Source organism: Mesorhizobium sp. M1409, assembly GCF_040317535.1.
GTDB lineage: Bacteria > Pseudomonadota > Alphaproteobacteria > Rhizobiales > Rhizobiaceae > Mesorhizobium.
The window spans coordinates 37,711-55,820 of the sequence record NZ_JAMYKV010000047.1 but is presented as its reverse complement, the minus strand read 5'-3'; the positions used below and the strand labels follow the sequence as shown (position 1 = coordinate 55,820).

The 18,110-nt window shown below is 62.6% G+C and carries 15 protein-coding genes; 8 read left to right on the top strand and 7 right to left on the bottom strand.

The features are described 5' to 3' along the window. The first annotated feature begins 785 nt into the window (after positions 1-785). The 8 genes from NKG99_RS27995 to NKG99_RS27960 all read left to right on the top strand — a co-directional run bounded on the left by NKG99_RS27995 (position 786) and on the right by NKG99_RS27960 (position 10,291). The gene (locus NKG99_RS27995) at positions 786-2,096 is read left to right on the top strand and encodes an ABC transporter substrate-binding protein (RefSeq protein ID WP_352872300.1); all 1,311 of its coding nucleotides are present in this window, start codon (positions 786-788) and stop codon (positions 2,094-2,096) included. Positions 2,097-2,163: 67 nt separating this feature from the next. Beyond that, positions 2,164-3,039 carry an ABC transporter permease gene (locus NKG99_RS27990; protein WP_352872298.1) on the top strand — a complete coding sequence of 292 codons (876 nt, stop codon included), beginning with the start codon at positions 2,164-2,166 and terminating at the stop codon, positions 3,037-3,039. After that, positions 3,036-3,950, top strand: a complete 915-nt coding sequence (locus NKG99_RS27985) for an ABC transporter permease (protein ID WP_352872296.1) — start codon at positions 3,036-3,038, stop codon at positions 3,948-3,950. The genes NKG99_RS27990 and NKG99_RS27985 overlap by 4 nt, the downstream gene beginning before the upstream one ends. Continuing rightward, positions 3,947-5,050: an ABC transporter ATP-binding protein gene (locus tag NKG99_RS27980; protein ID WP_352872294.1), complete on the top strand. Its 1,104-nt coding sequence runs from the start codon at positions 3,947-3,949 to the stop codon at positions 5,048-5,050. Before NKG99_RS27985 ends, NKG99_RS27980 begins: the two co-directional genes overlap by 4 nt. A 13-nt stretch (positions 5,051-5,063) precedes the next feature. After that, positions 5,064-5,540 (top strand): (2Fe-2S)-binding protein, encoded by a 477-nt coding sequence (locus tag NKG99_RS27975; RefSeq protein WP_352872292.1) that lies wholly within the window; start codon positions 5,064-5,066, stop codon positions 5,538-5,540. 13 nt (positions 5,541-5,553) lie between these two features. After that, the gene (locus tag NKG99_RS27970; protein WP_352872308.1) at positions 5,554-7,941 is read left to right on the top strand and encodes a xanthine dehydrogenase family protein molybdopterin-binding subunit; all 2,388 of its coding nucleotides are present in this window, start codon (positions 5,554-5,556) and stop codon (positions 7,939-7,941) included. Positions 7,942-7,951: 10 nt separating this feature from the next. Next, positions 7,952-8,779, top strand: coding sequence for an FAD binding domain-containing protein (locus NKG99_RS27965; protein ID WP_352872290.1), 828 nt, complete (start codon positions 7,952-7,954; stop codon positions 8,777-8,779). Between the two features lie 48 nt (positions 8,780-8,827). Then, complete coding sequence (locus tag NKG99_RS27960; protein ID WP_352872288.1) at positions 8,828-10,291, top strand: amidase; 1,464 nt, start codon at positions 8,828-8,830, stop codon at positions 10,289-10,291. Here NKG99_RS27960 and NKG99_RS27955 read toward each other — a convergent pair. From NKG99_RS27955 to NKG99_RS27925, 7 genes are all read right to left on the bottom strand, one after another. Beyond that, positions 10,278-11,207: a LysR substrate-binding domain-containing protein gene (locus tag NKG99_RS27955; RefSeq protein ID WP_352872287.1), complete on the bottom strand. Its 930-nt coding sequence runs from the start codon at positions 11,205-11,207 to the stop codon at positions 10,278-10,280. The genes NKG99_RS27960 and NKG99_RS27955 overlap by 14 nt on opposite strands. A 558-nt stretch (positions 11,208-11,765) precedes the next feature. After that, positions 11,766-12,572 carry a sulfurtransferase gene (locus NKG99_RS27950; RefSeq protein WP_352872286.1) on the bottom strand — a complete coding sequence of 269 codons (807 nt, stop codon included), beginning with the start codon at positions 12,570-12,572 and terminating at the stop codon, positions 11,766-11,768. A 76-nt stretch (positions 12,573-12,648) separates the two neighbouring features. Then, positions 12,649-14,448: a vanadium-dependent haloperoxidase gene (locus tag NKG99_RS27945; protein WP_352872284.1), complete on the bottom strand. Its 1,800-nt coding sequence runs from the start codon at positions 14,446-14,448 to the stop codon at positions 12,649-12,651. 52 nt (positions 14,449-14,500) lie between these two features. Further along, positions 14,501-15,196, bottom strand: coding sequence for an ATP-binding cassette domain-containing protein (locus tag NKG99_RS27940; RefSeq protein WP_502911026.1), 696 nt, complete (start codon positions 15,194-15,196; stop codon positions 14,501-14,503). Between the two features lie 140 nt (positions 15,197-15,336). Next, positions 15,337-16,152, bottom strand: a complete 816-nt coding sequence (gene ssuC / locus NKG99_RS27935; RefSeq protein WP_502911025.1) for an aliphatic sulfonate ABC transporter permease SsuC — start codon at positions 16,150-16,152, stop codon at positions 15,337-15,339. A gap of 148 nt (positions 16,153-16,300) precedes the next feature. Further along, positions 16,301-17,251 (bottom strand): sulfonate ABC transporter substrate-binding protein, encoded by a 951-nt coding sequence (locus tag NKG99_RS27930; RefSeq protein WP_352872282.1) that lies wholly within the window; start codon positions 17,249-17,251, stop codon positions 16,301-16,303. 504 nt (positions 17,252-17,755) lie between these two features. Beyond that, positions 17,756-18,052 carry an FAD/NAD(P)-binding protein gene (locus tag NKG99_RS27925; RefSeq protein ID WP_352872280.1) on the bottom strand — a complete coding sequence of 99 codons (297 nt, stop codon included), beginning with the start codon at positions 18,050-18,052 and terminating at the stop codon, positions 17,756-17,758. Positions 18,053-18,110: the final 58 nt, after the last annotated feature.

The window sequence follows — 18,110 nt, the reverse complement described above, 5'->3', positions numbered from 1 at the left end:
CTTCGTGATCCAGAACCAGCCGCACCGCACGGGCTCGGACCTCGGGAGAGAACTTGTTGGTCGTCTTGCTTGTCATGGCTCCGCCGCTCCATTGCGGACGTTCGCTGCGATATCCGTGAACCTCATCGTCCGCCGCTGCGTCCAGTTTGACTGAGGTTCCTGGATGCTTTTCGAAATGCTTTGCGCCTCCAGCCGAATTGCGCGCGCTTATGAAGGACGTTGGCGGTCGGGATCCGCAGTGGTGCAAACTTCATCGAAGCGCTTATCGGGGGCTCGAGTCGGAAGAGCGCTATCGCCCTTCCCCCCACCCGAGATGCGGGCATGATCGCGCACGCAGCACGCGAATGAAGGCGACACAAGGGGAAGCCAGTCGGCGGCTTCTAGCGCTTTACTCTGGAGCTTGCAGAGGGACGCGCCACTCAAGCCCATTCAAACCTGAACCGTTCGCAAGGCGTGTTCTTAAGATTCAGCGATGGGGCCTCAGCCAGAGCGCCCTAGCGTTATTTTAATTCGGCTACTGCGCGTCTTCGCGAAACAGAATGGCCGGTTTGCTCAATATTCTGGCAGAAAATCCCAGGAAATTGAGCTTTCTGCATATGTTTTGGCAGGTTTGTGCTTACCCGTGCCCAAATCGGCGGCAGATTTGCGCGGCTTATAATTGGAATTTTTACTTCTAATTTGGCGGGCAACGCAAAAAATATATCCTGCTCTCAAGCAGACAGCCAGACATCGAAGGAATGTGGATTGCCGACGACAGGTTCGACATACAGGGGAAGGGTTTGACCATGAAACAGGTGAAAGTCTCGACGAATTCACTGACCAGAAGAAAGTTTCTTAAAGGTAGCGCGGCCGCTGCTGGGGCTGCCGTCGGATCGTGTGCGATCGGCGGGTTTCCAACGATCTGGGCCCAGGAGATTAAGGATATTGAATTGCGCCATCTCGGCGTTTCGTACTCGGTGGTGAAGGCCATCGGTGACCAGGCCGCCAAGGACCTCGGCTTCAAGGTGACGATGCAGAATCTCGACACCTCGGCAGCCATCAATCGTTTTATCACCCAGCCGAATTCGGTCGACATTGCCGATCTCGAAGGCTGGCAGGCCAAGCTCGCTGCCAAGCGCGGCGTGATCCAGGGCATCGAAGCCAAGAGGATCAAGGAATTCGACAACTTCCTGCCGATCTTCACCAAAGGTGAACTCGACGGGCACAAAATCCCGCGCCAGGGTATCTCTCCCTATGAGGCGCTCTACATCGAGAAACCGGGCTCGACCGAACTGCATGACGGCGTCACCGAATGGCTGACGAATGTCCCGCAGGTCTACAATGCCGATTCCGTCGGCTACCGTCCCGATCTGGTCGGCCATCCGGTCACCGAATGGAAGGAATTGATCGACCCGAAGTTCAAGGGCAAAGCGGCGATCCTCGACGTGCCGGCGATCGGCATCATGGACGCCGCTCTTTGTTTTGAGAGCGCCGACCTGATAAAATACGGCAACAAGGGAAACATGACCAAGGCCGAGATCGACTTCACCATCGACAAGCTGATCGAACTGAAGAAGTCGGGCCACTTCCGGGCCACCTGGACCACATTCGACCAATCGGTGCAGTTGATGGCGGCTGGCGAGGTGATCATCCAGTCGATGTGGTCGCCAGCCGTCGCCGCTGTGAGGGTCAAGGAAATTCCTTGCGTCTATGCCCCGGTAAACAAGAAGGGCGACAAGGAAGGCTATCGCGGCTGGTGCAACGGCATGGGCCTGATGAAACATCTTACCGGAAAGAAGCTCGACGCAGCTTATGAATATATGAACTGGTACATGTCGGGCTGGCAGGGTGCCTTCGTCAGCCGCTACGGCTATTACAGTCCGGTCCCGTCCACTGCGAAGAAGTTCATGACGCCAGCCGAATACACCTTCTGGTACGAGGGCAAACCGGCACCGGAAGAGGTCAAGGATCCCTATGGTGTGCCAATGGAGAAGGTGGGCACCGTGCGCGACGGCGGCTCCTTCGTCGAGCGCGTAACCAATATCTCGTGCTGGAACACGCTGATGGACGAGGCGGCCTACATGAACAAGCGCTGGAACGACTTCAAGGTCGCCTGAGGCGCTAGCCGTAACCGGGCACGCCGTGCCCGGTCGTACCTTCATCCGAAATCTTCGGAGTTCCGCGATGGCGCAAAGCGCTGCGTTGAAGCAAAATCTGGCCGGATGGGCTTACGTGGCTCCACTGGTCGTCGTGCTGATCCCCTTCTTCGTGCTGCCACTGATCGCCGTGGTGGCCGCGAGCTTCTTTGACACCGACGGGTTCGGGGGATTGTTGCCGGCCTTCAACCTCGACAACTACACCGAGATCCTGACCTCGGGACTGACGTTCAATCTCTATTACGAGACGATCAAGTTCACCGTGCTGACCTGGTTCTTCAGTCTCCTCATCGGCTTCTTCGTTGCCTATTTCCTCGTCTTCCATGTCAGAAACCAATTGCTCGCGCTTGGGCTGTTCCTGCTCTGCACGGTGCCGTTCTGGACCTCGAACATCATCCGGATGATTTCCTGGATCCCCTTGCTTGGCAAGGAAGGGCTGGTCAACGAGGCCTTGCTCAAGCTCGACTTGATCGACCAGCCGCTCGAATTCCTGCTGTTTTCGAGCTTCGCGGTGGTGGTCGCCTATGTCCACCAACTGACCATCTTCATGATCGTGCCAATCTTCAATGCCATGGGGCGGATCGACAAACGCATCGTCGAGGCCGCGCTGGACGCCGGCGCCAGTCGTTTCGACATCATGCGGCTGATCATCGTGCCGCTGTCGAAGAGTGGTATCGCGCTGGGCTCGATCTTCGTCATCTCGATCGTCATGGGCGATTTCTTCGTGGTCAAGGTGATGTCGGGCGGCGGTTCGGCCTCGGTCGTCGGCGCCTTCTACGAGGACATCTCTGTGCTGCAGTATCCGACCGCAGCCGCAAGTGCGGTTCTGCTGACGACAATCCTCGTTGTCACGGTCGGCCTGATCCTGCGCTTGGTCGACATTCGCAAGGAGATCACGCGATGAGCCTGGCCCGTGTCTCGGACGCAACCGTCGCCAGCGCACCGGCGCGCAGAAGCAGGGCGATCGCGCCGGCCAGTGGACGCCGGCCGTGGACCTTCTACGTGCTTGCCACCCTGTTCACCCTCTATTTGATGGCGCTCTACGGTCCAATGGCCTGCATCTATATTCTTTCCTTCCAGGATCTGCGCGGCGGGCTGGTCTTCCCGATGAAGGGCCTGTCGCTGCACTGGTTCGTCGACCTCTTCACGCAAGTTCGCACCGGCGATGTCAAAGGCTCCTTCGAGCGCTCGTTCGAGCTTGCGATCGTGGTCACGGTGCTGACGGTGGCCGTGTCCTTCTTGGCCGGGCTCGGCTTCCGCAAGCGCTTCGCTGGCGACACGATCATCTTCTACCTGATGATCGGCAGCCTGGTTGCTCCTGGCCTGGTGCTCGGCATCGGCGTCGGGCTCATCTTCAACGCGGTCGGCGTCGAGGCAAGCCTGTTCACATCGGCGCTTGGCGCGCAGCTTTCATGGACGCTACCTTTCGGGGTGCTTGTCATGTTCGCTGTCATGTCGCGGTTCGACCATGCCTGGGAGGAGGCCGCGCGCGATCTCGGCGCCTCGCCCTGGCAGACGATCCGCCTCGTTGTGATCCCGGTGCTGGCGCCCGGCATTGTCGCTGTCGCGCTGTTCGGCTTCACGCTGTCTTACGATGAATTTGCCCGGACGCTGCAGACGGCCGGCTCGCTCAACACGCTGCCCCTGGAGATCTGGAGCATGACGTTGAACATCACCTCACCGGCGCTCTATGCGCTCGGCACTGTCACAACGATCGTCTCCTTTGTTGTCATTGCTGCGAGCCTGGGCACGATCGCCTCCATGCGGAATCGGCGCGAGTCGCGCCCGTCTGGCCAGTTGGGAGGCGCGGCATGAGCCTCGGCAAGGGCCATATCGAAATCGCCGGGGTCGCCAAGAGCTATGACGGCTTCACCTATGCGGTCGACGGCGTCAATCTGAAGATCCCGGACGGCGCCTATTGCTGCATTCTCGGCCCGTCAGGCTGCGGCAAGACCACGATCCTGCGCATGATCGCGGGCCATGAGGATCCGACCGTCGGCGAGATCCTGATTGGCGGCGAGAATGTCGTCGGCCTGCCGCCGGTCGAGCGCCGCACGGCGATGATGTTCCAGTCCTACGCGCTGTTTCCGCATCTCACGGTGCGCGACAACATCGCCTTCACGCTCAGGGTTCGCGGGCTTTCGAAGACGGAGCGCTACGCCAAGACCGACGCCATGATCGAGAAGGTGCGGATGGCCGAGTTTTCCGACCGCCTCCCGGCGCAGCTGTCTGGTGGCCAGCAGCAACGCGTTGCGCTGGCCCGCGCCGCCATCACCGAGCCGCGGGTGCTGCTGCTCGACGAGCCGCTGTCGGCGCTCGACGAGCATTTGCGCATCAGGATGCGCGCCGAGCTGAGACGCATGCAGCGCGAACTCGGTATCACCTTCGTTCATGTCACGCACACCCAGCTCGAGGCGATTGCGCTCGCCGACATGGTCGTCGTCATGGAGAACGGCAAGATCAAGCAGTCGGGTCCGGCCCGCGAAATCTATGCCGCACCGAAGGATCGCTACGTCGCGGAGTTTCTTGGCGGGCAGAATGTCCTGAGCGGCAAGGTCGGCAAGATCAACGGCACGCGGGCGATGATCGCGAGCCCCGAGATCGCCGGCATTCAGATTCCAGTGCACGCTGGTGCCCGGCTTGAGGCCGGCCAGGCAATCGACATCGCGGTGCGGCGCGACGATGTCGAGCTCTTCCGCCAGGATACGGTACTCTCCGAGGACATGGCATCGGTGCCGGCGACGATCCTCGGCATCGAGTACCAGGGAAACTTCGTCAAGGTGATGCTTGACGCGGCCGGCGAGACGGAATTCGTCGCCTATGTGCCGGAGCGCCGTTTTTTCAAGAATCCGTTCGATGTGGGCGACAACGTCCTTGCCGCATGGCTGATCGACCGCGCACATTTGCTTGCCTAGCCCGGAGCCCGTGATGGAAATCAATCTTACACTCAACACACGCCCGATCAGCGTCTCGGTGGATCCGGCGACGCTCCTGGTTGAGCTTCTGCGCGAGCAGCTCTCGCTCACGGGAACTCATGTCGGTTGCGACACCAGTCAATGCGGTGCCTGCCTCGTGCATTTCAACGGCGAGTCCGTGAAGAGTTGCACCATGCTGGCTGTCTCGGCCGATGGTGGCTCGGTGATGACGGTCGAAGGCCTGTCGGTTGCCGGGCGTGCCAGTCTGCATCCGATGCAACAGGCCTTTCATGAAAACCATGGGCTGCAATGCGGCTTCTGCACGCCGGGCATGTTGATGAGCGCGGTCGATCTCGTCGGACGCGATCCCGACCCGACCGAGACGAAGGTGCGCGATTGGTTGGAGGGCAATCTCTGCCGCTGCACCGGCTACCACAACATCGTCAAATCGGTGATCGCCGGCGCTGCCGCCATGCGCGATGCGAAGTGAGGGGCTTATGAACATGTCAAACGTGGTCGGTATCGGCGCGTCGCCAAAGCGCAAGGAGGATCTGCGCTTCGTTACCGGGCGCGGCAACTACGTCGCGGACATGAGGCGGCCGGGCATGTTGTACGGCGCGTTCCTGCGCTCGCCGCATGCGCATGCCCGGCTTGGAGCGATCGATGCGACGGCAGCGCGGGCCATGCCGGGCGTGGCGGCGATCTATACCGGCGAAGATCTTAAAGCCGACAATGTCGGCGGACTACCGGTCGGCTGGGGCATCCACGGCAAGGACGGCAACCCGATGAAGGAGCCGCCACACCCGCCGATCGCGCATGGCAAGGTGCGCCACGTCGGCGACGCCGTCGCCTTTGTGGTGGCGGAATCGGTCGAGCAGGCGCGGAGCGCCGTGGAGGCGATCGAAGTCCAGTACGAGGTCCTGCCCGCCGTGGTCGGCGTCGTCGAGGCCCTGCAGGCGGGGGCGCCCGCCGTCCACGACGAGATCCCAGATAATCTTTGTTGCGACTGGGAACTGGGCGACGCCGCCGCCGTGGAGGCGGCTTTTACTGACGCCGCGCATATCGCCAGCATCGAACTCGTCAACAACCGCCTCATAGGCAATCCGATGGAGCCGCGCGCGGCCATCGGTGAATATGATTTCGCCACTGGCCAGCATACGCTGTGGACCACCAGCCAGTTTCCGCATGTGGTGCGCTTCTTGATGGGCGAGTTCGTGCTTCATATCCCCCAGCACAAATTGCGCGTCGTGGCGCCAGACGTCGGCGGCGGCTTCGGCGTCAAGCAGTTCCACTATGCCGAGGAAGCCGTCGTCACCTGGGCAGCCGCCAAGCTCGGCCTACCGGTCAAGTGGGTATGCGAGCGGTCGGAAGGCTTCATCTCCGACGCCCATGGCCGCGACCATTTCACCGAGGCCGATCTGGCCCTCGATGAGAGCGGCAAGTTCCTGGGTTTGAGGGTGCGCACCCTCGCCAATATGGGGGGCTACCTCTCGACCTTCGGACCCAATATCCCGACCAATCTTTATGCACCGCTGCTATCGGGGGTGTACCGGATGCCGGCCATCCACTGCTCGGTCAAGGTGGTCTTCACCAACACCGTTCCCGTCGATGCCTATCGCGGTGCCGGGCGGCCGGAAGCAACCTTCGTGTTGGAGCGTCTGGTCGACGTGGCGGCGATCGAGATGGGTATTGATAAGCGCGCCATCCGACGTCTCAACATGATCCCGACAGAGGCCTATCCCTATCAGACGCCGGTCATCGTCGAGTATGACAGCGGCGACCCGATGGGTTGCCTCGACCGGGCCGAGAAGCTCGCCGATGTGGAAGGATTCGAGCAGCGGCGGCTGGAATCGGCGCGCCGCGGCAAATATCGCGGCCTTGGGCTCTCCACCTACGTGGAAGCCTGTGGGCTTGCGCCATCGCGGCTCGCCGGTAGTCTCGGCGCGCGCGGCGGCCTCTATGAAAGTGCCACGGTGCGCGTGCATCCGACCGGTGCCGTCACCGTGCTGATCGGCACTCACAATCACGGCCAGGGCCATGAAACGACGTTCGCGCAGATCGTCTCGGATCGCCTTGGGGTACCCTTCGAGGATATCGACATCGTCTGCGGCGACACCGCCAAGGTGCAGTTCGGCATGGGCACCTACGGCTCGCGCTCGCTCGTGGTCGGCGGCGCGGCACTTTCGAAGGCGGCCGACAAGGTGATCTTGAAGGGGAGGAAGATCGCGGCCCACCAACTCGAGGCCGATCTAGGGGATATCATCTTCGACGCGGGGGAGTTTTCCGTCGCCGGCACGGACCGCAAGAAGAAGTTCACCGAGATCGCCGGCGCGGCCTATGTACCGTTCGATTATCCGTTGGAAACGCTCGAACCCGGGCTCGAGGAGCAATCCTTCTACGACCCGGTCAATTTCACCTATCCCGGCGGCGCGCATTTCGCCGAAGTCGAAATCGACCCCGACACCGGCACGGTGACGCTCGAGCGCTATACCGCCGTCGATGATGTCGGCACGATCATCAATCCGATGATTGTCGAGGGCCAGTTGCAAGGCGGCATCGCCCAGGGTGTCGGTCAGGCGCTGTTTGAGCACGGGGTCTATGACGAAAGCTCCGGACAACTGCTCTCCGGGTCCTTCATGGATTATTGCATGCCGCGCGCCGACAATTTTCCGTCGATCATCGTGGCGCCGCATTCGACGACCTGTACCCATACGCCGATGGGCGTGAAAGGTTGCGGCGAATGCGGCACCATCGGTTCGCCGGCTGCCGTCATCAATGCCGTGGTCGACGCCCTGCAGCCACTGGGCATCACCCATGTCGACATGCCGGCAACGCCCAACCGGATCTGGAACATCATCCGCAATTCACGCGCCGCGCTTGCAGCCGAATGAGGGGGCTTCGATGAAATCCTTCGCCTATCTGAAGCCCGAGACGACCGTTGCGGCAGCCGATCTGCTTTCCGAGCATGACGACGCCAAGATCCTGGCCGGCGGCATGACGCTGCTACCCACGATGAAGCAAGGCCTGGCCGCGCCGGCAGCGATCATCGATCTCTCAGCGGTAGCGGCACTTCGCGAGATAGCATTCGAGGAGGGTGCCCTGGTCGTCGGCGCAATGGCTCGTCACTACGACGTGGCGGTCTCCGTTCTGGTGCAGACGCATATCCCCGGCCTGGCCTTGCTCGCCGGGCAGATCGGCGACCCGCAAGTGCGCCATCGCGGCACGATCGGCGGCTCTGTAGCCAACAACGATCCAGCCGCCGACTATCCGGCGGCGATCCTCGCGCTCGATGCGACTGTGGTCACGACCAGACGGACCGTTGCCGCCGACGCGTTCTTCGTCGATATGTTCGAGACGGCGCTCGAGCCTGGGGAAATCGTCACCGCTTTCCGAATCCCGGTTCCGGACATGGCAGCCTATGCGAAATTCCGCAGCCCGGCGTCGCGCTATGCGCTTGTCGGCGTGTTCGTCGCACGGACGGCCGGAAAGGTGCGTGTCGCCGTCACCGGTGCGGCCTCGTCGGTTTTCAGGGCGCTCGACGTCGAGGCGGCGCTGCAGGAGCGGTTCGATCCGGATGCGCTCAACCGCGTCTCGATGGATCCATCGGGACTGAATTCCGATATCCACTCGGATCGCGACTATCGCGCCAATCTGGTGATGGTCATGGCACGCCGAGCGGTAGCGGCTGCGCTTCGAAACGCCGGCCAGGGTGCAACAAAAGGACAATAGCGGCCGGCCGGCGCGGTTCGGCCGCGCGAGTCCGGCCCGGGAGGGCTTATGACCGTCAATCCAGCCAATTTCGGCGCGGCCAGCGCGCCGGGCGACCTTGCGCGTCTTTCCGCCGCCGACATGGTCGCCGGCTACAGAGCAGGGCGTTTCGACGCTGTCGACGTGATCGACGATACGGTGTCGGCACTGCGCCGCGCGGACGCTGTCTGTGACATCGTGGTGACCGACCTTTATGACGAGGCTGTTTCCGCCGCCAAGGTGATAGCACAACGCTACCGAAAGGGCATTGAGAACCGTGCGCTGGCGGGCGTTCCTGTTACTGTCAAGGATCTCGTCTTCGTCGCCGGCAAACCGGCGAAAGCGGGCGCACCTTCGCTCGCCGGTTTCGTGCCTGAGGTCGACGCGCATGTCGTGCGCCGCCTCCGTGACGCCGGCGCCATCGTAACCTGCAAAACGACCACCTGTGAATCCGGCTACAAGCTCACCGCCGACAGTCCGGTCAGCGGCATTACCCGCAATCCCTGGTCACCGGACCGCACCAGTGGCGGCTCAAGCGGCGGTGCCGCCGCCGGTGTCGCCGCCGGCTGCGGCCCGCTGGCGATTGGCACCGACGGCGTCGGTTCAATCCGCGTCCCGGCTTCGTTCTGCGGGGTCTTTGGTCTGAAGCCGACCTTTGGCCTCGTTTCGCGCGCGCCCGGCTTCTTCCCGCCGTCATGGGGATCGCTCGCGCATACCGGCCCCATTGCTCGAACGGTCACCGATGCGGCCCTGCTGCTCGAGACAATTGCGGGCTACGACGTGCGCGACGCCGCCTCGCTCGCCCTGAAGCCACAGGAATATTCGAGGATACCGCCGTCAGCGAAGGGCCTGCGCGTCGCCTTCTCGGCCGATTTCGGCTACGCGCCGATCGACCCGCAAGTCCGGGCGGCGTTTGCCACCGCAGTGGATATCCTGGCTTCCGCCGGCGCCGAACTCGTCGAGTTCCCTTTTACCCTCGACCCGCAGATGCTGGACAAGGTGCTCAAGCCGATCGCCTTCACCGAACAAGCGGCATCGGTCGGCGACCGCGGTGAAGAGGCGTTTGTCGGTTCGGACGATGCGTTCCGCGCGGTTCTTCAAAAAGGCCTTGGCTACAGTGGCGCGGACTACATGGCGGCAACGCATCTGCGCACAAGGCTGAGGAGCCAGTTCGTCGAACTGTTCGGCACCGTCGACATATTGCTGACGCCGACGGTCGCAGTCACCGCCTTCGCCGCCGGCACGCTTGGCGCATCCTGCGTCGACGGGCGTCAGGTCGACGCGCATCTGGGCTGGTCGCCCTTCACCTGGCCGGTCAATCTGTGCGGCCTGCCGGCCGCGACGGTTCCTTGCGGGCGCGATTCCTCGGGTCTGCCGATTGGCCTGCAGATGATCGCGCCATGGATGCGGGAGAGCTCCGTCATTGCGCTGGCGGGAGCCTTCGAGCAGGCACGGCCTTGGGCTCTGGAATGGCCGCCGCTCAACTTCCAGTGAGGGGTTCTTCGCTTTCAGCTTCACGCATGTCCGGCATCAGCACACCGCCGATCTCGCGGCTGATATCGAGATAGTGCGAAAGATAGTCGTACAGTGCCTTGGCGGCCGGCGTGGTCGCGCCTTGCGCCTTGTAGAGCAGCAGGTCCACCTTCGGCAGTGTCGGAAATTCGCCGCTAGCGACGATCTCGCGCATGCCCGAAACGAGCGCGCTGCGGCCGAGCACTGTGATGGCCATACCCGAAAACACCGCGGCCTGGAGCCCGCTGACGCTTTCACTGACGCAGGCGATGCGCCAGGGGCGGCCCGCCATTTCTAGGTGCTCGATGGCGTGGTCGCGATAGATATTGCCAGGCGGCAGCAGTGCCAGCGGCAAGGGTGTCTCGATATGCGCCGTTGAGTGTTCCCCGGTGATCCAGACGAGCTGTTCCTGACGCACGACCCGCCCGCCGACGAAGTCGTTCATCCGCGTTACCAGCGCGATGTCGATTTCGCCGCGATGGACCTGCGCGACCAGCGGCGTCGACAGCGAACATTGAAGCTGGACCTGGACACGCGGGAAGGCGCGCTGGAATACAGCCAGGATCGACGGCAGCAGATAGGCCGCGTAGAGATCGGGCGTACCGAGAATGACCTGGCCTTCGATGTCGGGCGACGAGAGGCGCGACAGCAGCTCGTCGTGCAGGCGCAGGATCGAATTTGCATAGGAAAGCACCAGCCTGCCATCGGAAGTGAGCACCATCTTGCGTCCGTCATGACGGAACAGGTTGCAGCCGCAAATGTCGTCGAGTCGCTGAAGTTGCAGGGTAATGGCCGGCTGTGAGCGGCTGAGGCGCCGCGCCGTCTCCGTAATGCTGCCGGTTTCCGCGACACATTGCAGCGATCGGAGCATTCGTATGTCGACGCTGATGAGGTTCATATTCGTGCCCGAGCCAGATCCAATGCGCCCAGCCAATTTCAAGCAAGATTCATTCCAAATCTGATGCGCATGCATATGGCTTCCACCCACGAATATGAACGCCGAGATGCGGCCGGGTCTGACTGCGAAGAAGCAGATGGCCGCAGCCCGATCACCGTGCATGACGGCTACTAGCGAGCGGTCGGCTGGTCGATCGCCACGGGGCTTGCGGGCTGGACCAGATCTGCGAACGCAGGGTAGCAATTTGATCCCAGTCAATGCGAGGTGCCGGGTATTCGGGGTTAGAGTCGGGGAGTCGGGAGAGCGCTACCGCCTTTCCCCCCACTCGGAGAGCATGCGATATGTTCCACAGTGTCGGGCGTGATGGGCCTGTCTCGGTGCTGCAAAGACCGGTAGGGAACGGGAGAGTCTGACCCGAAAGCTATCCACGACGCGAACGGCAACTTCGCGCCTGATTTCGGTCGTAGAGGCAAACTTTGCCTTCGACGAAGCTGCGCGTCTTGGACGGCCGCGTGAGATTGCCTGAGAAGCAGACGACGGTGGGATTTGTCATGGCAGTCACCGGGGTTGCGGGTCCAGTATGACCGGGCAGCTTTCGTCTTTCGCCCAGTCGGCGAAGCTCAGATAGTAGGCGCGGACGTCGTCATATCCGGCTCGGACCGCGGCGGCGGCCGCGAGTGCCGCCCGGCCACCACCGTCGCAATGGGTGATCACGTGACCCCCGGCCTGGAAGCCGGCCTTGGAGAGGAGATCGCGAAGAGCGCTGGGCGACTTCAGGCGGCGATCGTCGAGCAGGTCCGCATGCGGAAGCGAGCGCGCGCCCGGCAAATGGCCGCCCCGAGCGTTACGCCGCAAGTCGGTGCCGGCAAACTCGTCCGCCGTTCGAGCGTCGAGAAGTTGGACGCTGTCCAGGTCGGCCTTCAGCATGTGCCGATCGACCAGCCCAACCGATCCGGCTCCCGGTCGAGCTTGGAACGCCGCTACTTCCGAAGCTTCGCGTGCCTTTGCCAGAAGTTCCGCGCGTTCGCGGATCGCAGGCCATCCGCCGTTCACGATCAGCGCCTCGGCGCCGAAATACTGCAGGACGAACCAGACGCGGGCGGCCTCCGTCATGCGCCCGTCGTCATAGATCACAGCGGGCCGTGGGCCGCCGACGCCGAGATCGGTGATCGCCTGCTCCCAGTAGGCGACGTTCTCAAAGGAGGTCTCGCCCGACTTCGCGGCGGCCTCCCATTCTTCGATTGGCACGCGAACGGCCATCGCCGGGTGATCGGCCTCGAAGGACGCAGGCTCACGTACGTCCAGCAGACGAAACTCGCCAATTGATGGCAGCGCGTCGGGCTCGATGATGGGATCGTGTGGCATCAGATTCTCTCTGACAGGAGGCGCGGCGCCGAATTGTGCCGCAACTGCATTTTGGGCGAGTACTGGCATGGATGCGCTAGACCTCGACCTTGGTGCCGTCGAAACGGGCGAAGCTGAACCCCTCGAACGGCTCGCGATATGTTTGCCGCTCGTTGCGGAGAATGCTGATCGCGAGCTCTTCGCCGAGCGCCAGCGACGCCGAGAAATCCGAGCGCCAATGGATGCCGGCCCAGTCGCGGCCGACGCCGTAGTTCCAGGCAAGCTTGTTGAGCTCGCCTCCGACAGTGAGCGGCCCACCCCGGTAGGGGATGAGCTTAGTCGGATCCTTGGGATCAGTCTGAACCGGGTTCGAAATCACGGCGTCCTCATCGAAGAGCGCCTTGAGGATCGTCACGTTGGACGCGGCGATCTGGGCGGCTCCGCCGGGATAGCTCGAGTGGATCGGCGCGCCCTCGGGGTAGACGTGCGACAGGAGATGTCTGCCGAACTTGCCGACGCTTCGCGCCAACGCAGCCGAGTTCAGGACGTCGCTGTGGACCGGATAGACGTCCACCTTGTTGGCGATACGGTGATGGATCAGACCGCCATACGCTTCCGGCCGTAAAGTGCGGTGGACATAGAACTTCTGCCAGTACGCAACGCGAATGGCCAGCGAGGCGGTGATCGGCAGCAGGCTCTGCGCGTAGGGCAGCCCGAACGTGCCGTAACCGCCGGTCTGCGTCTTCGACTTCACATACGGATTGGATTTGCTGAAGGGGATTCCAAAACCGCCATAGTCCGGATTGGCCTTGTCGGGTGCTACACCAAGGAGCAGGGCTGCCGACCAGAAGGCGGCCGGGTTGTTGTGGACGTATTCCGCGAGATCGCGGCCGGTTGCGATGTAGCGCGGCGTCGGGTCGAAGCTGGTCGGCTTGGCGGGCGGATTGCCGTTCTGGATGGCGAGCCACTCGTCGTAGCCGGTGAGGAAATCGGTCCCGGCCGCGGCGGTGCGAATGCGGGCGGAGATGAGTTGGCTGCCGTAAGGAGCGTCCTTGAGCAGGAATTGCGAGATGTAGGGACCCTGAAGTGTGCCGGGCGGCGTCACATAGCGACCGGTTCGCCGCGACGGATCAGCCACGTCGACGTAAAGCGCCGTCCCACGAAACAGCGACTGTGGAGTAATGCTTCCGTTCCTGCGCGGCCCCTTGAAGGCAGCGAGCTTGCTCAACTCTTCAACCGCGGCGAGCACGTCCTTGCTGCTGGTGTCGTCCGTCAGCTCCGACAGCGGAACGTCGCGCAGGATCGACTGCCAGTAGAGTTCGACAGCCTCGCTGGCCCGCGCCACGCTGTCGAGCGCAGGTGCCGGCGGGATCGCGAACTGCGGACCGACGCAGCCCGTCAGGTTCACGGCAAGGGAGCCGATCGGATTGAGCTGCTTGCGCTTGCCGCCGAGCGGTATCGCCTCGAAGTCGGCCGGATCACCCGAGGCGTAGGCCTTCAGCGTCGCGTCGAAGGCTGGTCTGTCGACTTCACCGCGTTTGTCGTGCGGCAGGCCGCGCGTATCGGAACCGATGAGAGTTGGGTATTTCTCTTCGTCGCCACTGACCGGATGCGGCACGACCGCCACCGCGAAATCCGTGTCCGCCGCGGCGCTCCGCACGACAAAGGCGTGTTTGCGGAAAACAAGGTGGGCGTCCGTCGTCTCCTCGCCGGCATGCGCCCTGGCCGAGCGGACGACCGCAAGGGAAGGCAAGCCTGTGACCGCTATCGCCGCGACGCCTCCGGCTGCTCCAAGAAAGCGGCGGCGGCCGCCGTTGTGGACATCTGCCCTATCCGGTGCGGATGCCTCACGGCCGGTCTGGCCGTCGCCTTCTGATCCGTGATCCCAGTGCGTCATTGCGATCTCCTTGTTTCGCCGAAGCGCTGCATTGATCGAAGGTGTGCCGCGCCTAAACCTCTTCGAGAATTCGCGCTTGCAGGGCGACGGCCGACGTGTCCGCGGCCTCGCGTCGAGGGCGAGGGAGATCGACCGGATTGTCGAGCGCTATGGCGCCGTCGCGGATGACAATCACCCTGTCGGCAAGGGCCACCGCCTCGGCGACATCGTGAGTGATGAGAACCGTCGTGAAACCGTGCTCGCGCCAGATGCGCTCGAGCAGACGATGCATCTCCATGCGCGTCAACGCGTCAAGAGCCCCGAACGGCTCATCGAGGAGAAGAACACCGGGCCGACTCACCAGGGCACGGGCAAGGGCGACGCGCTGACACTGGCCCCCCGACAAGACCGCGGGCCAATCGTTTGCCCGGTCCGCAAGCCCGACATCGGCGAGCGCTGCCGTGGCGGTCTCGCGCCAGCCATTCGCCCGTGCGATTCCGACATTGCCGAGAACACGATGCCAAGGGAGAAGCCGCGCGTCCTGGAAGAGCAGCCGGACGTTCGACTGCAGCGATTGGACCTTCGCGCCGCCGACCGAGACGGTCCCGCTCGTGGGGCGGTCGAGGCCGGCGATCAGGCGAAGGAGCGTGGACTTGCCGCAGCCGGAGCGACCGACAATCGCCAGCAGTTGCCCCGCCGGAATACTCAGACCGAACTCGGACAGCACCCGCCTTTCTCCGAACGACTTGGACAAGCCGTCGAGCAGCACGGCTTCTCCGTTCGCTGAGCGCTCTTCAAGACCACGCTCTGCGAATTCGCGGAGCGTCTCGGTACGAACCAGGACGGAATCCGTTTCCTGGAATACTGTGGGGCCGCCTTCGCGCAGCCGGAGCGCGGTTGCAACTTCTCTCATGGTGCTGCCCTGGTGGCGGCGGGTTGGTACGCCGGATGCCAGGCGAGAGCGCGCGCCTCGATCAGCCGGGTGATCGCGTCGGCGAGCTTGCCGAGCAGCGCGTAGACGATGATGCCGAGGACAACGATGTCGGTCTGAAGGAATTCCCGCGCATTCATTGTCATGTAGCCGATGCCCGAGGAGGCCGAGATCGTCTCGGCGACGATCAGCGTCAGCCACATGATGCCGAGCGAGAAGCGCAGGCCGACAAGAATCGACGGCAACGCACCCGGCAAGATCACCCGCCAGAACAGCGCTAGGCGGCCGAGCCCATAGACGCGCGCCATCTCGATCAGCTTGACGTCGATGGTGCGGATGCCGTGAAAAGTATTCAGGTAGATCGGAAACGCGGTCCCGACCGCCACCAGAAAGATCTTCGCCTCCTCACCGATCCCGAACCAGAGGATGACGAGGGGAATCATGGCCAGGTGCGGCACGTTGCGCAACATCTGCATCGACGAGTCGAACACGGTCTCGGCCGGCCGCGAAATTCCGGCCAGAACGCCGAGGACGAAACCGATACTGCCGCCGATAGCAAGCCCCTTCAGCGCCCGTTCCGTCGAGATGGCGGCATGGGTGAGAAGCGTCCCATTGCGCAGGCCTTCCCAAAAAGCGGCGGCCACCGCGCTCGGAGCTGGCAGCAGGCGGGTCGACATTATTCCGCTGCGCGAAGCAATTTCCCATACGACCACAGTGCCGATCGGCAACGCCCAGGACGCGAGGATCTGCAGTGCCGCTGCGCCTGCGTTTCGAAGCTGCGTCGGGTGAGCCACGGTCAGGATGCCCTTGGCGGCGCCGGGCGCAGATACGGCAGGTCTGTGGCACGCCCGTCAGTCGCTGTGCCGAGGTACCTGCCGTCTCCATGAGACGGCAGGAACCACAGCACGTTGACGCGGTCGGGAAAAAGCTCGTCGGCGACGTTCACGACTGTGGCTTCCTCACGGCATCGGCGATCGAGATCGCGGTCGGGATCAGGCCGAGTTCATGGAACACATCGGCGATCTTCTGCTGCGCGGCCACCACGTCCGGTGTGATCGGTTTCACGCCATAGGAGCGCCGCTGGACTGCGACTTCGAGAATGTCGGCAGGAATGCCGAGTGCCGGCGAAAACTGTTCGGCCACATCGCCGCGATTGGCGTTGATCCATGTGTCGATCTCGCCGAGGGATACCACGATGGTGTCGACGACCTCGGGGTGAGTGTCGACGAAGCCGCGCGAGGCGAGATAGAATTCGTGGTTGTCCACCACGTCGCTGCCGTTCGCCAATTGGCGGGCACCGGTGGCTGCTTCCGCGGCCGCCAGAAATGGTTCCCAGATCACCCAGGCATCGACAGCCTGCTTCTCGAATGCGGCGCGTGCGTCGGCAGGCGGCAAAAATGAGACTTCCACGTCAGAATAGGCCAGCCCGGCTTTCTCCAGCGCCTTGACGAGAAGGTAATGGACATTCGAGCCTTTGTTCAGCGCGACCTTCTTTCCCTTCAGGTCGGCGACGGTCTTGAGCGGGCTATCCTTGGGGACCAGGATCGCCTCGGCTTCAGGCGCCGGAGGTTCATAACCCACATAGACGAGGGGAGCACCGGCAGCCTGCGCGAAGATAGGCGGCGCTTCGCCAGTCGTGCCGAAATCAATGGACCCGATGTTGAGCGCCTCAAGCAGTTGCGGCCCCGCCGGGAACTCGGTCCACTCGACCGTGTAGCCCTGCGGTTTCAGCTTTTCCTCAAGGAGCCCCTTTGTCTTCAGTAGAATGAGTGTGCCGTACTTTTGGAACCCTATTCGGACGATTTTGTCATCCGCATGAGTTGCGGTGGCGGCGGCCAGCGCAATGGTGCCGGCGAGAGCGAGCTTCGCAAGGTAGCTTATGAAGGCATTCATCAATCGGACTCCTCTTCCCAACGTCAGTACAGGACTTTGAAATCAGCTGGCATGAAGCATGCCGCAGTGCTCTGCGCCCGCAATTCAGGAGCGCAGTCGGGGATGCCCGATTTCGTTGAGCGTAACGGGCGGGAGGAGCCCTCACAAAGGATATTCTACTAATCTGATAGAATTTATTGAGAAAGGTTTTCCTTTGGAGGAGAGGACCGACAAAGCACCGGCCCGTGGCCCGAACAAGAAGGCGCCACCTGGCGTCACGTCGACGAAGGCTGGCTGAGCAATGCGGTCGCGAGGCGCTGGCATTGAACGCGGATGTGGGATCGCTTCGATCTCGAAAAAGGTGCCGCGGGTAAGCGCACTGCTGAAATGCGATCTCTGCGGATACGTGAAGCAGCGACGATTTGGCCGTGGTGCCCGGCGAGCATCAGAGACAGGCATGTATCGACCATGCTGAGGCCGCTGCCGATGATGAGGACTTGATCGGCTGGATCGGGCAGGGCGGCGTCATCTGCCCCCTGACTGCGCAAGCAAGGACTGACTGCGGCTCGCCTTCTGATCGTGTCCCGTCGCCAGAACGCATCGCTGCGTCACAACACTTGAACCATCGGCCAGCTCCAAATACTCATCGCGCTCAACGATTCCGACGCATTCCTCGTCGATTATGCGCAATCTTCCATATGAGCCGTTCTCTTTCGAAGTCTCATGCAGCAGCTGCCCGAGATATCTGCCATACAGGCGGCGGGGAGCGAAATAGGTCGTCGGATCATCGATCTGGATATTGCGAGCCCGCAGCCAATGCACGAATGGTCGGGATCATCGGCGAAGGCCTCATATTCGAGGCCGGACATTGAGAAGGTGA

Coding starts and splice junctions, on each gene's coding strand:
- NKG99_RS27945 (WP_352872284.1), bottom strand. CDS start 14,448: ATGACGCACTGGGATCACGGATCAGAAGGCGACGGCCAGACCGGCCGT.
- NKG99_RS27930 (WP_352872282.1), bottom strand. CDS start 17,251: ATGAATGCCTTCATAAGCTACCTTGCGAAGCTCGCTCTCGCCGGCACC.
- NKG99_RS27950 (WP_352872286.1), bottom strand. CDS start 12,572: ATGCCACACGATCCCATCATCGAGCCCGACGCGCTGCCATCAATTGGC.
- NKG99_RS27980 (WP_352872294.1), top strand. CDS start 3,947: ATGAGCCTCGGCAAGGGCCATATCGAAATCGCCGGGGTCGCCAAGAGC.
- NKG99_RS27995 (WP_352872300.1), top strand. CDS start 786: ATGAAACAGGTGAAAGTCTCGACGAATTCACTGACCAGAAGAAAGTTT.
- NKG99_RS27965 (WP_352872290.1), top strand. CDS start 7,952: ATGAAATCCTTCGCCTATCTGAAGCCCGAGACGACCGTTGCGGCAGCC.
- NKG99_RS27970 (WP_352872308.1), top strand. CDS start 5,554: ATGTCAAACGTGGTCGGTATCGGCGCGTCGCCAAAGCGCAAGGAGGAT.
- NKG99_RS27990 (WP_352872298.1), top strand. CDS start 2,164: ATGGCGCAAAGCGCTGCGTTGAAGCAAAATCTGGCCGGATGGGCTTAC.
- NKG99_RS27960 (WP_352872288.1), top strand. CDS start 8,828: ATGACCGTCAATCCAGCCAATTTCGGCGCGGCCAGCGCGCCGGGCGAC.
- NKG99_RS27975 (WP_352872292.1), top strand. CDS start 5,064: ATGGAAATCAATCTTACACTCAACACACGCCCGATCAGCGTCTCGGTG.
- NKG99_RS27955 (WP_352872287.1), bottom strand. CDS start 11,207: ATGAACCTCATCAGCGTCGACATACGAATGCTCCGATCGCTGCAATGT.
- NKG99_RS27985 (WP_352872296.1), top strand. CDS start 3,036: ATGAGCCTGGCCCGTGTCTCGGACGCAACCGTCGCCAGCGCACCGGCG.